Raw genomic sequence first — 14,527 nt, 5'->3', positions numbered from 1 at the left:
TCCATGGGAACTCCATTGGTAATACAGAATCTTACAAATGCGGCGGCACTGTCACAACGGTCGTTCGCGATGTTTGCCCTTGCGTAAGCCGTGTGCCGCCCCATCTGACCTCGGTTACCCCTCCTTTTCCGGACTTGCCCATGCCTGCGCGCGCCATCTTCATCGTCCTGGCCCTTCTGTCAATGTTGCATGTCTATATAGGCATGCGGCTGGTGCCGGCCATCGATCCGGGGCCGCTGGGCGTGGCCGTGGCGGTCGCCTTGCTGGCCGCGTCCACCCTGCTGATGCCGGCCGGCCTGCTGTCGGTGCGCTTCAAGCGCTGGCGCTGGGCCGACCAGCTGGCGTGGGCCGGAATGCTGACGATGGGCTTGTTTTCCTCGCTGCTGGTACTGACGCTGGTGCGCGACCTGGGCTTGCTGGCGCTTGGACTGGCCGGCGCCGCCGCCCCCGCCATCGTGCGTGGCACGGCCATGGCGGTGCCGCTGCTGGCGCTGGGCGTGACCCTGGTTGGCCTGGTCAATGCCCGCCGCGTGGCGCGCGTGGTCGATGTGGACGTGCCGATCGCCGGCTTGCCGGCCGCGCTGCACGGCTACTCGATCGTGCAGATCTCCGACGTGCACGTGGGACCGACCATCAAGCGCGGCTATCTGAACGCCATCGTCACCAAGGTCAACGCGCTCAATCCGGACGCCATCGCCATCACGGGTGATCTGGTCGATGGCAGCGTGCGGCGCCTGCGCGCCCACACCGAGCCGCTGGCGCGCCTGTCGGCCCGCGATGGCACTTTTTTCGTCACCGGCAACCACGAATACTATTCCGGCGCCGACGAGTGGATCGCCGAGATGCGCCGCCTTGGCCTGACGGTGCTGATGAACGAGCACGTGGTGTGCGAGCGCGGCGACGCGGCCCTGATGATCGCCGGCGTGACCGACTTCACGGCGCACCATTTCGACGAATCGCACCGCAGCAATCCGCGCGCGGCGGCGGCCGGCGCGCCGGACCACGTGACCGTGCGCATCCTGCTGGCACACCAGCCGCGCAGCGCCCCTGCCGCAGCGGACGCCGGCTTTCACTTGCAGCTCTCGGGCCACACGCACGGCGGCCAGTTCTTCCCGTGGAACCTGTTCGTGCCCTTGCAGCAGCCGTTCACGGCGGGCCTGAACCGCATGCGCGAGCTGTGGGTCTACACCAGCCGGGGCACCGGGTACTGGGGACCGCCCAAGCGCTTCGGCGCGCCGTCCGAGATCACGCGCGTGCGCCTGGTTGCGGCGTGAGGGATGGCGGCCGGCCGAATTAAATGGCGGCGACCCTTGACCGTCACCCGCCGCTGCCAGTATGATTCGGGTCAGCGGAGTGTGGCGCAGTCCGGTAGCGCACCTGGTTTGGGACCAGGGGGTCCAAGGTTCGAATCCTTGTACTCCGACCAGCATGATTGAAAAAGCCGACAAGATATTGTCGGCTTTTTCGCATTCAAGCCTAGCAGCATGCGCGGAGCGGTTCAAGGAACTGGACGCCGACAAGCGCGTCTGGTGGGGCAAGGATGGCAATAACATCCCGGCGCAGAAGCGCTTCCTGAGCGAGGTCAAGCAAGGTGTGGTACCGCAGACTTTGTGGACTTACGAGGCCGTCGGGCACACGCAGGACGCCAAAAAGCAGCTCAACGAGATCTTGCCGAAGGATCGTCACGAGGATGTCTTCTCGACCCCCAAGCCGCTGCAATTGATGGACCGGATCTTGCGATTTGCCACCAATCCCGGCGACCTGGTCGTGGATTTTTTCGCCGGGTCCGGTACGCTCGCGCAAGCGATCCTGCAGCTCAACAAGGAAGGGAAGGGCGACCGGCGCTTTATTCTCGCATCGAATGCCGAGGCGACCGACGCCGAGCCCGAGAAGAACTTATGCCGCGACGTGTGCGCCACCCGGGTGCGCCGCGCGGCGCAAGGATATGCGTCCAGCAAGGACGAGCAGATCGACGGCTTGGGCGGTGGCTTCGCCTACGCCCGCGCGCGCCAGATTCCCGCCCACCGGCGCGATCGTCTACACCTGGACCCCGGCGGCACTGGCGGGAATGGTCAATCAAAACAATCTGCGAGAAGTTCCGGCAGACCTGACGCGTGGCTTCCGGTTCGGCAAACTGGGAGGAGAGCAAGCGTGAGCCGTATCGATCCGATGGTGTTTCAAGAGCGGCACATCAGCGCGATCGTGGCGCGCTTCCAGAATTTGCGCGATGACTACAAGCGCCTCGCCAATCCGAAAGAAACTCGGCAAGCTTCGCAAGCAGTCGGCCGCAGGCAGCGTCGGCCCACCGCGCATGTCTTGAATTACGGTTATGTGTTCCTGGCAAACCGCGAAAGCCACGAAGGCTTGAAAGAGGCCGCCGCCGTCATCAACAAGCTGAAGGAGCATACGGCCCATGCCATGCCCGAAACGGTCGTTACCATCACGGCGGACTCGTCGTTTGTGCAGCTTGTAAAAACCGGGCAAACGGCGGCCATTTTCCCTGATGGGCCGCAGCGCAAGGACGCCGCGCCGCTATGGCGGGAGGCCACGTCCTTGTTTTCCGGCGCGCCGACGAGCAACTCGTCGACGACGGGCTGTCCGCGGCAGGGCGCCTGCGATACGAGTAAGCGCTACGGCGTCCGGACGACTACGGATCGCCATCACTCCGGCACGCTTGCTGCAAATGCGCTATCGTTGGAATCCTTCCGCCCTTTTCCAGGATGTCACGCATGTCACGCACGTTCCACCAGCCAGTGTTGTCCCTACTCGCCGCCAGCCTGTTCAGTGGCGGCGCGTTCGCCGCCGCCCCCGGCAACGACCCCGCCGCCCTGGCGAAAATCCGCGACACCGCGCTCGAAAGCGGCTGGGCCTACGAGCGCCTGGCCGACATGACGGATCTGATCGGGCCGCGCCTGTCCGGATCGGCCGGCGCCGCCGCCGCCGTCACCCAGGTGGCCGACGCCATGCGCAAGCTGGGCGCCACGGTGACGCTGCAACCGGTCAAGGTGCCGCACTGGGTGCGGGGCGAAGAAAAGGGCGAGCTGGTGGACTACCGCGGCCGGCCGTCCGGCGTGACCCAGCGCGTGGTGCTCACCGCTTTGGGCGGTTCATCCGCCACCCCGGCGGCGGGGCTGGTGGCGAGCGTGATCGTGGTGCGCAGCTTCGATGAACTCAAGGCGCGCAGCGCCGAGGTGAAAGGCCGCATCGTGCTGTTCGACGTGGCCTTCGACCAGGGCATGGCCGATCGCGGCCAGGCCTCGCAAGCCTACCGCCAGGGCTCGAAATACCGGGTCGGCGGCCCGCGCATGGCCGCTGAAATGGGTGCGGCGGCGGCGCTGGTGCGCTCGGTCGGCGGCGCCGACTTCCGCCTGCCGCATACCGGCAACAGCGGCATGAAGGATGGCGCGCGCATTCCGGCGGCCGCCGTCAGCGCCGAAGACGCCATGCTGATGGTGCGCCTGGCCGCGCGCGGTCCGCTCAGCATGCGCCTGACGCTCACCCCGCAGATCCTGCCCGACGCCGACAGTTTCAACGTCATCGCCGACTGGCCCGGCACCGACAAGGCCGACGAAATCGTGGTCGTCTCCGGCCACCTCGATTCCTGGGACCTGGCCACCGGCGCCAATGACGACGGCACCGGCGTGGCCAGCGCGATGGGGGTGATCGAGACGCTGAACAAGCTCGACTACCGGCCGCACCGCACGATCCGCGTGATCGCCTGGGCCAACGAGGAAAACGGCGGACGCGGGGCGCAAGCGTATTTCGAGGCGAACAAGGCGGCGCTCGGCAAGCAGATTGCCGCGATCGAGAGCGACAGCGGGGCAGGGCGTCCGTTCGGCCTGCGCGCCAGCGTGACGGCGCGCGATGCGGCGCAGTTCGCGCCCTTGCAAGCCGCGCTCGAACCGATGGGCGCCGGCGCCTTCCAGCGCGTCGATGTCATGGGGTCGGGCGACCTGCACGAACTCGAACAGGCCGGCGTGCCGAGTTTTACGCCGCTGCTCGACACCTCGGACTACTTCCATTACCACCATTCGGCCGCCGATACGCTCGACAAGGTCAACCCGGCCAACCTGCGCCGCCACGTGGCGCTGATGGCCGCCACCAGCTGGTTCCTGGCCAATACCGACAAGCCGGTAGCGCGCTGGGTCGACGCCACCAAAGAGTGAAACCGGCTCAGAACGCGTTGAGCGGAATCTTCAGGTAGCGCACGCCGTTCGCTTCGGGTGGCGGCAGTTCGCCGGCCTGCAAGTTGACCTGGATCGCGGGCAGGATCAGGGTCGGCATGGCGAGCGTGGCGTCGCGCGCGCTGCGCATGGCGACGAAATCGGCCTCGCTTACGCCATCGCGCACGTGGATATTGTGGGCGCGCTGCGCGGCCACGGTGGTCTGCCACGCCGCTGCGCGGCCGGCGGGCGGATAGTCGTGGCACATGAACAGGCGCGTGGCGGGCGCCAGCGCGAGGAGGCGCCGCGCCGACCGGTATAGCTGCGCCGCGCTGCCGCCGGGGAAGTCGCAGCGCGCGGTGCCCACATCCGGCATGAACAAGGTATCGCCGACGAAGACGGCATCGCCAATCGCGTACGCCATGTCGGCCGGCGTGTGGCCCGGCACGTGCAGCGCGCGCGCTTGCAGTTCGCCGATGGCGAACATGTCGTCGGGCTCGAACAGATGGTTAAACCGGGTGGCCCCGCCCGGATCGGCGAACAGCGCGGAAAACGCACGCTGCACGGTGCGGATGCCGGCGCCGATGCCGGTGCGCCCACCCAGTTGCGCGGCCAGGTAGGACGCCCCCGACAGGTGGTCGGCGTGGGCGTGGGTTTCGAGCAGCCAGGCGACGCTGAGCGCATTGGCGCGCACGAAATCGATGACGCGGTCGGCCGATGCGGTGGCGGTGCGGCCCGAGCACGCATCGAAATCGAGCACCGGGTCGATGATCGCGCAGGGCGTGCCCGGGCCGGCGAACACCACGTAGGTGATGGTGGCGGTGGCGTCGTCGAAAAAAGCCTGGATCTGTGCTTGCATGGAGAAGGCGGCTGTCATGGATGCCTGATTATATTCCCACGGCACGTAGAAAAGCCCGGCGCTTCCTTTTGGAACTGGCCGGGCCGGTTGCGCTGTGGCGCGACTAAAAATTCAGTCGCGGCAGGTAGTTACCCGGGATGATGCCGAAGACCGACAGGACGATCAGGATCAGGAGAATGATGAACAGCACGCGGACGATCTGCGCCACAGGCGCCGGCAGTGGCAGCATGCTGACGAGCCACCAGATCAGTCCGAAGACGACCAGGTAAACGATGAGGCTGATGAGGATATTCATGATGGTTTCCAATACGGCTGTTGTTATATAAGTAGTGCTTCGGAGTAGGCAGAACGGACGATATCGGAAAAGCATCGGTCGATCCGTTCGGTAGGGCACATAGCGCATGCTTGCATGACGCCGGCGTGGCCGCTGTCAATCGATAAGCAGGCGGCGGATGGCGCGTGCCCGGCCGCGAAATGGCCGGCCGTACATGGTCTGGATGCCGCTGGTGAAATTTTGTCCCCACACCAGGTGCGCGCGCGGCAACTGCGTTTCGCATGACCAATACCACATGCGCTGGAAGTGCTCGCGCAGGTTGGCATACAGCAGCGCCAGCTCGCGCCGGGTTGGCAATTCGCCCCCGCATTGCGCCGCCCAGTCGCACGCAAGTCCCCACGGAACTTCTTCTAGCTCGTCCGGTAGCAACACCAGATGGTGGTCCCGGCAGTTGTTCTTTCCAAGAATCAGACCGGCGTAGAGCTCGCCAGTGGGAAGGGTGTGTTTGACACTCGTGTAGTCGCGCATGGGTTCTCCGTCAGTTTGCAGGTCTTGCTTAGAGCGGCCTGACGAAGCCAAGTTGCACTTAAGTGTTTGATTTCTATGTGGGAATTAAAAGTGCGGTTCTTATACTTGACAAAAATTTTCCTGTCAAACAGTTGAACCTAAACATTTGATCGGGCTCAAACCTTACTCATTCATGTCACAAGGTAAGGAAGCTGTAATGAAAAAATTTGTCACTTTTGCTTCGGACATCCGTGTCGGTACGTTGCTGTGCAGTAGCATGACGGTCTTGCTGACCGCGTGCGGCGGTGGTGCCGACGAGCAGGGCTTGTCCCAGGCTAAGCAGCAAACGCAGACGGCCGGCTATATCGTCAGCACCGAAACGAGCGCTGCCGCCACGGCGCCGGTCGATGCGCTGATGGCGATCCGCGCCGACGGCGACCAGGCCGAACCCGCCGCCCTCGTCCCGCAGGGCACTGGCGCCGATGCCGCGAGCAGCAGCGCAACGATCTATACCGAGAAAGATTTTGCCCTGACTGGCTATGGCGCCGGCGACGCCATGCCAGCCAAGGCCGGCGCGACGGCGTACGGCGCCAGCGATGCCGCCGCCCTGGCCGCCGCCGCAGCCACCACCACCACCACCGCCGCGCAAGGATCGGCGCAGGCGGCACCCGTCATCCCATCGACCACCTACAAATTTTACGTGGCACCGAACGGCAACGATCGTAACGCGGGCAGCGCCTCCGCGCCGTTCAAGACGCTGGCGCGCGCGGCGAAAGCGGCTAAAGCAAGCACCACCGTGTTCGTGGCGCCCGGCACCTATCCGGGTGGCATCAAGACCAACGTCAGCGGCTCCGCGAATGGGCGTATCTATTTCGTGTCGAGCACGAAGTGGGGCGCCAAGATCGTGGCTGCCGGTTCCAGCGGCAAGACCGGCTGGGATAACCGGGGCAGCTATGTGGACATCGTCGGCTTTCACGTCGATGGCAGCGGCGGCAAGTGGACCGGGGGCATCTACAACGGCGGTTCCTACGACATGATCCGCGCCAACTATGTGCATCACATCGCCAAGGGCGTCGGCTGCACCAGCGCCGGCGGCTCGGCCATCGGCGTGGACAGTTATTACAAGGGCGTCAAGTCGGACGTGATCGGCAACCTCGTGCACGACATCGGCCCCGCCGGCTGCCGCTTTGTGCAGGGTATTTACGTCAGCACCTCGGGCAGCGTGAAGAACAACGTGGTGTACCGCGTGGCGGAAGGGGCGATCCACCTGTGGCACGATGCCAACCACGTGATCATCACCAACAACACGGTGACGACCTCGAACACCGGCATCATCGTCGGCGGCGGCGACTTCTATCACACCAGGGGACCGAACGATTTCACTGCGGTGTACAGCAACATCGTGTACGACAACAAGATGGGCGTGTCGGAGCAGGGCAAGACCGGTAAGAACAATACCTACCGCAACAACCTGGTATTCCAGAACTCGACCTATAACTGGAAACTCAACAATGGCCTGAAACATACCGCGACCGTCACCTCGGCGCCCTTGTTCGTGGCCTACGCGCGGACCGGCACGCCGGACCTGCGCCTGAGCAGCAGCTCGCCTGCGATCGGACGCGGCACGCCGACCGAGTCGCTCGACTACGACTTCCTGGAAAAGCCGCGTAATGCGACGACCGGTTTCGACATCGGCGCCTATCAGCACTAAACAGCGGTAAAACAGCAGCTAACTCCACCGATGCCGCCGGTCTGTCATGGCCGGCGCATCGTCAATCCGCACGCCCGGTAACGACGCCGGGCGTGCGCTTCGCGCAGCGATCCGGTACGATGAAGGGCGAACCCCCCATTGTTGAAGGAGATCCCCGATGTTGCGAATTTCGATGTCCGATTGCCTGAGCGTTGCGCTGATGACGCTGGCGCTGCCTGCCGCGCTGGCCCAGTTGCCCACCAGCGACGCGGCGCCTGCCGCCAAAGGCTGGCGCGCGGAATTGGTCAGCGAAGGCCTGTCCCATCCGTGGTCGAGGCGTGGTTGCCTGACGGACGCCTGCTGGTCACTACCAAGGAAGGCACGCTGCATCTGCTCAAGGGCAAGCGCTTCGAGCAAGTCGCGCTGGAGGGCTTGCCGCCGGTGTTTACGAACGGGCAGGGCGGCCTGCTCGATATTGCCATCCATCCGGGCGACAAGAAAAATCCGCGCATTTACATGACCATGGCCACCGGCACCGATGAGGCCAACCGCACCACCCTGGTCCAGGGCGTGTTCGACGGCAAGCGCGTGCATGGCATCAAGACCTTGTTCCGCGCCCAGCCCGACAAGAGCGGCGGCCAGCATTTCGGCGCGCGCCTGTTGTGGCAAAAGGATGGCAGCTTGTTGATGAGCATCGGCGACGGCGGCAATCCGCCCCAGCAGGTGGGCGGCATGCTGGCGCGCGACCAGGCCCAGAACCTGGGCAGCCATAACGGCGCCATCTTGCGCCTGACCGATGCCGGCAAGGCGGCGCCCGGCAATCCGCTGGCGGCCCGCCCGGGCGCGCTGCCGGAAATCTGGAGTTACGGCCACCGCAACATCCAGGGCATGGCGCTCGATGCCAATGGCCGCGTGTGGGCCACCGAACACGGGCCGCGCGGCGGCGATGAACTTAATCTGGTCGAAGCGGGTCAAAACTATGGATGGCCCCTGCAAAGCTATGGGCGCGATTATCGAACGGGTGAACCGGTCGGCCAGCTGGTCGTGCCCGGCATGACGCAACCGAAGATTGCATGGGTGCCTTCGCCGGGCGCGTCCGGCCTGACCCAGTACAGCGGCAGCCAGTTCCCGCAATGGCGCGGCAGCCTGTTCAGCGGCGGGCTGGCGAGTACCGACGTGCGGCGCATCGTGCTGGACAAGGACGGCAATGTGGTGTCGCAGGAGCGGCTGGAAATCGGCAAGCGCGTGCGCGATGTGCGCCAGGGGCCTGACGGGCATCTGTACGTGATTACCGATGAAGACAACGGCCAGTTGCTGCGTATCGTGGCGCGGTGAGCGGTGAGCGGTGAGCGGTGAGCGGTGAGCGGTAAGCGGGAAACGGTGAGCGGCTTCCGGTTGCGGTAGGCGCGGGCCTGGCATGCGCCGGGTCAAGGATGCATGCGCCGGTCATACCCGTGGCCGGGCATGACTGCAGCGGCGCGGGTCAGGCCGGCAAGGCCGATAGCGCCGTGCTGTCCAGGCCCGTCAGTTCAATCGGCGCGAAGTGCGCCGCTGCGGATGGGCTGTCTTGCACCTGATCGGTCGGGTTCTGCGGTCGCGGCAACTTGGCAATGGCGGCGTTGATGTCGGGCTGGAAGGTCTCGATGGTGGTGTAGGCCGTGACGGTCGACAACAGGGTGCGAACCGCAGCCGCTGCGGCACTGCCGTTATACAAGGCCGCCTCCGCAGGCAAATCGAGCGCGGCGGTGAAGTTCCACGCAATGCTGATTTTTTGGGTAATGGTTTGCTGATCGATCCAGCCCAGGTCCGATGTGTTCGATTGCGCACCGCCGAGTATCGCCAGCGAGGCATTGGCGCGGGTGAGCTTGCCCGAATCGATGGCCGACGACCAGAAATCGAGTCCGGCCTGCTGCGGGTCGCGGTTCAGGATATTGTTGAAGATGCCTTTGATAAAGGTTTTGGTATCGCCCGGATAGAGCGCCTTCGATTCGGCGCTCGTGCCGAAAGAATCGATGAGGTTCCTGATGCCTGCGTCGCTGGCATACTTGCTGCTCAGGTCGCTCGCGTTGTCCGGTGCTTTCAGTCCCGCCAGTTGCGCCTGGAAGCTGCGCAGGCCGGCGGGATCGGCGGCGCGCCCGAAATAGCTCAGATACAGCGACTCCGCCAGCACGCTGTACTCGAAGTCGACAATGCGGTCGGCAAAAGCCACATGCTCCACGCCGCGCAGGTAATCGGCGCCTTCGGTCGCGTACTTGGGCGTGACCATCATGCCGGTGCCGAAATTGATGACGTCGTAGGATGAGCGGTCGCCCGGGTAGACCACGGTATCGTTGCCATTCCCGGCGTCCACCGTTTCGCCGCGCAGGGTCGAATACAGCTTGTCCGTGCCATCGGTGCCGCCCACGTAGTAGGGTTTGCTCGCGGGGGCGGTGGGGTCCATGTCCGCGTACAGCGTCACACCGCTTACCGGCAATCCCGTCCTTGGCATCAGGAGCGCCTGGATATAGACCGTACCCGAGTACGGGGCAATGAAATCGTGCAGGAAAACGCTGCTGTCGGCGGACACTTCGTGCTCCCAGGCGATGCATTTGCCGTCGCTGTCGTAAAGCATGATCTGTGCTTCTTGCTGCCCGTTATACGCCCGAACACCATAGTGCGTGCCCGCCACCGCTGTCCAGCTGTGCACCGGGTGCGTGCTCAGGCTCGGATTCTGGTCGACCGCGCCTGCTGACATATCCCATCCGAATTCCATCGACCCACGCACATACGGTTTCAAGGTCAGTTTGCTGGCCGATGCCATATTGTCGGCGCTCAGCAAAATACGGGAATCGGTGTAGATCGTTGTCATGCTGCATCCTTATCGGTTGGCGAAAACTCAAACCGGGATCTTACTGATATTCGTAAGGGAAATCACATAAAGTTATGTTGAAATAACTAATTATGTCATTTTGCAACGATTGCGCTGCGTGCCCGGCGTGGGGAGCGATGGCGGCAAAAAAAGCCCACGCATGCGTGGGCTGGCTGCTGGCTGGCAAGCCCCATGCCTGCCGGTCCGAGCGTCATGCGGGGCGGGCGGCGCGGGCATCCGGCCCGCCGCCACGCCAGTGCTGACCGGTAAGGACGTCAGCTATCCATATCGCTGCCCGAGTGCGCGCTCTGGTCCGACGCGCCCGCACCACCGGCGGCGGCGTCGGACGCCCCCACCGGCGTCTGGCCGAAGGACTGGATGGTGCCGCCCATGAACTCGTACCCGGTGAGCGACGGCCCCCACGACGAGCCGTTCCACCACTTGTGGTACAGCGCGCTGTCCGAGCCCGTGGCAAACACATCGAGCCGGTTGGCGGCCCACGACACCGCACGCGGTTGCGAGGACAGGATGCCGCCCATGTATTCGAAGCCGGTCAGCGACGGGCCCCAATTGCTGCCGTTCCACCACTTGTGATACAGCGCGCTGTCGGTGCCGACCACGAACACATCGATGCGGTTCGGACCCCATGACACCGCCTCGGGGTTGCCAACGCACACGCCGCCGAGGCGTTCCAGGTTGTTCCCGGCAGGCAGCCAGGCACTGCCGTTCCACCACTTGTGATACAGCGCGCCATCGGTGCCAGTGACGAAGACGTCGAGGCGGTTGGTGCCCCAGGCCACCGCGCGCGGCGCCGAGGTGCATATGCCGCCCAGTTTTTCATAACCGGTCAGCGACGGCCCCCAGTTGCTGCCATCCCACCACTTGTGATACAGCGCGCGGTCGGTGCCGATGACGAACACATCGAGCCGGTTCGGTCCCCACGAGACGACTTCGGGCTGCTCCATGATGATGCCACCCATGTTTTCGTAGCCGGTCAGCGATGGTCCCCAGGTCGATCCGCTGCGCCACTTGTGGTACAGGGCGCGGTCGGTGCCGATGACAAACACGTCGAGCCGGTTGGGACCCCACGAAATGGCGCGCGGGTCGCCGATGCACACGCCGCCCAGATTGGTATAGCCGGTGAGCGAAGGCGACCAGGTGCTGCCGTTCCAGGACTTGTGATACAGCGCGCTGTCGGTACCGGTCACGAACAGGTCCAGGCGGTTTGGCTGGGTCGAGATCGCCTGCGGCGCGCTGGTGCCGATACCGCCCATGAATTCGTAGCCGGTCACGGACGGATTCCAGCTGGAGCCATTCCACCACTTGTGGTTCATGCCACGGTTCGTTCCCAGCGCGAACACGTCGAGCCGGTTCGGACCCCACGACACCACCGGGGACGAACTGGGCCGACGCGGACTCGCCTGCATCGCCAGCGCTTGCGCGTCGGGCGTGTCCGCCTGCGCCATGCCGGCCGCCGCAGGCTGGCTCATCATGTGAGCGCCCGGCATGCCGTGCGCGCTGGCCGGGGCGGCGGCGCCGCTGCCGGCGTCCGACATCCCGTCACTGGTGATTGAATCCGTCATTTCCGATTGCATCGATTTCATGCTGTTTCCCTTTCGGTTCGTTGATGGTCTTCCTGCGCGGCGTCGTGATGACGGCGCAGACGCGCAGGCCTGTATACATTATCGACGCATTCCACAAGGGAACTTTTGACGGATGTGAAGGGGCGATGCTGCCGTTTCCGGATGCGGGAATAAAAATACCTATCGAAAAATCAAAGCAATAGATTTCCAATTGGAAACTAAATTGCGACACCTGCCGCGCGAACTTGCCGCCTGCGACACCCTGCGGCGCTGGCGCTGGCGCTGGCACCGGTACTGGCGTTGCCGCCAGTGCCCGTCCTGCCGGTACTGTTGCCGCTGCTACCGGTGCCGCCGCCGGCGCCTTCGCTAGTCGTCGCCCGGCCCCTCGCCAGGCATGGTGTCCGCCATCAGCCGCAGATCGTCGTCATCTTCTTCGTCGTCATCCGGTCCGTCCGGCGTTTGCAGATCGTCGTCCGGAAACGGGAAACTCGCGTCCGGCACGCCGCGCGGGCGCGACAGGGGTGACGGCATGGCGCCGGTCTGGTCGTTTTCGTGAGCATTGGACATGGCAAGTCTCCACTGAAGTGATGACTCGTTGGACAAGGGCGTACCCTGCAAAGTTCCCGCCCGGTTTGTGCGCGCGCATCAACCGGCGTGGCGCCGCCGTGCAATCAGCAGGCCGGCGACGCCGATGCCGATCAGGCCGAGCGAAGCCGGCTCCGGCACCGGAACCGGCACCGGAATGGTCGGCACCGTGGTCGCCGCATTGCTCAACGAGAAACTCAGATCGTTGAACTGGTAAGGGCCGCCACGCAAATCTTCAAAACTGACCAGCGCGCTTCCCGGCATCCAATCCTGCTGCACCCGCGCGTGCGGGCGCCGGTCCGGATTGCGGCTGGCGGAACCGCTGTAAAAATCGCGTCCCGTCGTATTCACGTGCAGGCGAAACATCAGTTCACTGCCAGCCACGAACCGGCCGAGGTTGAAGATGCCGCCGGGCGGCGTGCTGCGGTTGCTGAACATGAACACATCGTTATTGTCGATCCCGTCATCGGTAAACAAATACAGGTCGTTGGCATAGTTGGCCGAGCTGCCCTGATAAGTTGCCACGATGGCGCCCGCGTTCGCGGCGAGCACGGCCAGCCCCTCGGTTCCGGGCGAGGCGATGGGAATGGCGAACGCCGCCCCGGGCGCGAGTAGCGCGGTCAAGGCCACGCCGCCGGCAATGAGTCGAGAAAAGAATGTCATGCGCGTGCTCCCTGCATCAGATCTGATATTTCGAAGTATGAAATACGACGGAGAAGTCCCATCATAGCGACTACCCGATGGCGCCGGAGCTATGCGATTTGCGTATAGCTTTTTATCGAATATTCATATTTCAGAGCTAGCTCGGAGGCTTAGACTGCTTGTCATTCTTGACTAATGGCTAAGCAATGAAAATCATCAAACTGACGACGTACCGGGTTCCGCCGCGCTGGATGCTGTTGAAGATCGAGACCGACGAAGGCGTCGTCGGCTGGGGCGAACCGGTGATCGAAGGCCGTGCGCGCACGGTCGAAGCAGCGGTCCACGAGATGACGCCATTCCTGATCGGCCAGGACCCGGGCCGCATCAACGACCTGTGGCAAGCCATGTACCGTGGCGGTTTCTACCGGGGCGGCGCGATCCTGATGAGCGCCATCGCCGGCATCGACCAGGCCTTGTGGGACATCAAGGGCAAGTTGCTCGGCGTGCCGGTCTACGACCTGCTGGGCGGCCGGGTACGCGACAAGATGAAGATGTACAGCTGGGTGGGCGGCGACCGTCCGCTTGATGTCATCGCCGGCATCCGCAAGCTGCGCGAAGTCGGCATCGACACCTTCAAGATGAACGGCACCGAGGAAATGCGCATGCTCGACAGCGCCCGGTCGGTCGACCAGGCGGTCGGACGCATCGCCGACATCCGCGAAGCCTTCGGCAACGAGATCGAATTCGGCATCGACTTCCACGGCCGCGTGGCAGCGCCCATGGCCAAGGTGCTGCTGCGCGCCCTCGAACCGTACCGCCCCCTGTTTGTCGAAGAGCCGGTGCTGGCCGAGCAGGCCGAGTATTATCCGCGCCTGGCCGAATCGACCTCGATCCCGCTGGCGGCCGGTGAGCGCATGTACTCGCGCTTCGAATTCAAGCGCGTGCTCGAACAGGGCGGCCTGGCGATCCTGCAACCCGACCTGTCGCATGCGGGCGGCATCACCGAATGCGTCAAGATCGCCGCCATGGCCGAAGCCTACGACGTCGCCGTGGCCCCGCATTGCCCGCTCGGCCCCGTGGCGCTGGCGGCCTGCCTGCACCTCGACTTCGTATCGCACAACGCCGTGCTGCAGGAGCAGAGCATGGGCATCCATTACAACCAGGGCGCCGAACTGCTCGACTACGTCAAGAACAAGGAAGACTTCCGCATGGAAGGCGGCTACATCGCGGCCCTGACCAAGCCGGGCCTGGGTGTCGAGGTGGACGAAGAACGCGTGATCGAGGCCAGCAAGAATGCGCCCGACTGGCGCAATCCGCTGTGGCGCCATGAAGATGGCAGCGTCGCCGAGTGGTAGCAGTCAAAAAAAGACGCAAGC

14 protein-coding genes and 1 tRNA gene are annotated in these 14,527 nt (G+C 64.3%); 7 read left to right on the top strand and 8 right to left on the bottom strand.

Going from position 1 to position 14,527, the window contains the following annotated elements; genetic code table 11:
* The first annotated feature begins 140 nt into the window (after positions 1–140).
* The 4 genes from PO883_RS06935 to PO883_RS06920 all read left to right on the top strand — a co-directional run bounded on the left by PO883_RS06935 (position 141) and on the right by PO883_RS06920 (position 4,166).
* A complete protein-coding gene (locus PO883_RS06935; protein WP_167091530.1) occupies positions 141–1,274 on the top strand; it encodes a metallophosphoesterase in 1,134 nt (377 codons plus the stop codon).
* A 75-nt stretch (positions 1,275–1,349) separates the two neighbouring features.
* Positions 1,350–1,426: transfer RNA gene (locus tag PO883_RS06930), tRNA-Pro, on the top strand.
* A gap of 2 nt (positions 1,427–1,428) precedes the next feature.
* Positions 1,429–2,892 carry a DNA methyltransferase gene (locus tag PO883_RS06925; protein WP_289309092.1) on the top strand — a complete coding sequence of 488 codons (1,464 nt, stop codon included), beginning with the start codon at positions 1,429–1,431 and terminating at the stop codon, positions 2,890–2,892.
* The gene (locus tag PO883_RS06920) at positions 2,778–4,166 is read left to right on the top strand and encodes a M20/M25/M40 family metallo-hydrolase (RefSeq protein ID WP_289309207.1); all 1,389 of its coding nucleotides are present in this window, start codon (positions 2,778–2,780) and stop codon (positions 4,164–4,166) included. The genes PO883_RS06925 and PO883_RS06920 overlap by 115 nt, the downstream gene beginning before the upstream one ends.
* A gap of 7 nt (positions 4,167–4,173) precedes the next feature.
* Here the strand turns inward: PO883_RS06920 and PO883_RS06915 are convergent, their stop codons facing one another.
* From PO883_RS06915 to PO883_RS06905, 3 genes are all read right to left on the bottom strand, one after another.
* A complete protein-coding gene (locus PO883_RS06915) occupies positions 4,174–5,022 on the bottom strand; it encodes an MBL fold metallo-hydrolase (RefSeq protein WP_289309091.1) in 849 nt (282 codons plus the stop codon).
* Between the two features lie 103 nt (positions 5,023–5,125).
* Positions 5,126–5,317: a Thivi_2564 family membrane protein gene (locus PO883_RS06910; RefSeq protein WP_167091545.1), complete on the bottom strand. Its 192-nt coding sequence runs from the start codon at positions 5,315–5,317 to the stop codon at positions 5,126–5,128.
* Between the two features lie 135 nt (positions 5,318–5,452).
* Complete coding sequence (locus PO883_RS06905; protein ID WP_289309090.1) at positions 5,453–5,824, bottom strand: DUF1566 domain-containing protein; 372 nt, start codon at positions 5,822–5,824, stop codon at positions 5,453–5,455.
* A 196-nt stretch (positions 5,825–6,020) separates the two neighbouring features.
* Here PO883_RS06905 and PO883_RS06900 point away from each other — a divergent pair, with 196 nt between their 5' ends.
* Complete coding sequence (locus PO883_RS06900) at positions 6,021–7,514, top strand: DUF1565 domain-containing protein (RefSeq protein WP_289309089.1); 1,494 nt, start codon at positions 6,021–6,023, stop codon at positions 7,512–7,514.
* 321 nt (positions 7,515–7,835) lie between these two features.
* On the top strand, positions 7,836–8,828 hold the full coding sequence (locus tag PO883_RS06895; RefSeq protein WP_289309088.1) for a PQQ-dependent sugar dehydrogenase: 993 nt from the start codon (positions 7,836–7,838) through the stop codon (positions 8,826–8,828).
* A gap of 148 nt (positions 8,829–8,976) precedes the next feature.
* Here the strand turns inward: PO883_RS06895 and PO883_RS06890 are convergent, their stop codons facing one another.
* The 5 genes from PO883_RS06890 to PO883_RS06870 form a co-directional block, all read right to left on the bottom strand.
* A complete protein-coding gene (locus PO883_RS06890; protein WP_289309087.1) occupies positions 8,977–10,341 on the bottom strand; it encodes a DUF4214 domain-containing protein in 1,365 nt (454 codons plus the stop codon).
* A 275-nt stretch (positions 10,342–10,616) separates the two neighbouring features.
* Positions 10,617–11,924: a hypothetical protein gene (locus tag PO883_RS06885; RefSeq protein WP_289309086.1), complete on the bottom strand. Its 1,308-nt coding sequence runs from the start codon at positions 11,922–11,924 to the stop codon at positions 10,617–10,619.
* Positions 11,902–12,213, bottom strand: a complete 312-nt coding sequence (locus tag PO883_RS06880) for a hypothetical protein (RefSeq protein ID WP_289309085.1) — start codon at positions 12,211–12,213, stop codon at positions 11,902–11,904. Before PO883_RS06880 ends, PO883_RS06885 begins: the two co-directional genes overlap by 23 nt.
* A 77-nt stretch (positions 12,214–12,290) precedes the next feature.
* Positions 12,291–12,491 (bottom strand): hypothetical protein, encoded by a 201-nt coding sequence (locus PO883_RS06875; RefSeq protein ID WP_289309084.1) that lies wholly within the window; start codon positions 12,489–12,491, stop codon positions 12,291–12,293.
* A 78-nt stretch (positions 12,492–12,569) separates the two neighbouring features.
* Positions 12,570–13,172, bottom strand: a complete 603-nt coding sequence (locus PO883_RS06870) for a PEP-CTERM sorting domain-containing protein (RefSeq protein WP_289309083.1) — start codon at positions 13,170–13,172, stop codon at positions 12,570–12,572.
* 185 nt (positions 13,173–13,357) lie between these two features.
* Between PO883_RS06870 and dgoD the strand changes: the two genes are divergently transcribed.
* A complete protein-coding gene (gene dgoD / locus PO883_RS06865) occupies positions 13,358–14,506 on the top strand; it encodes a galactonate dehydratase (protein ID WP_289309082.1) in 1,149 nt (382 codons plus the stop codon).
* The last annotated feature ends 21 nt before the right edge of the window (positions 14,507–14,527 follow it).

The organism is Massilia sp. DJPM01 (genome assembly GCF_030348125.1).
Taxonomy (GTDB): Bacteria; Pseudomonadota; Gammaproteobacteria; order Burkholderiales; family Burkholderiaceae_D; genus Telluria_A; species Telluria_A frigida.
The sequence above is the reverse complement of the archived record's forward strand: the minus strand, read 5'-3'. Positions and strand labels throughout refer to the sequence as shown.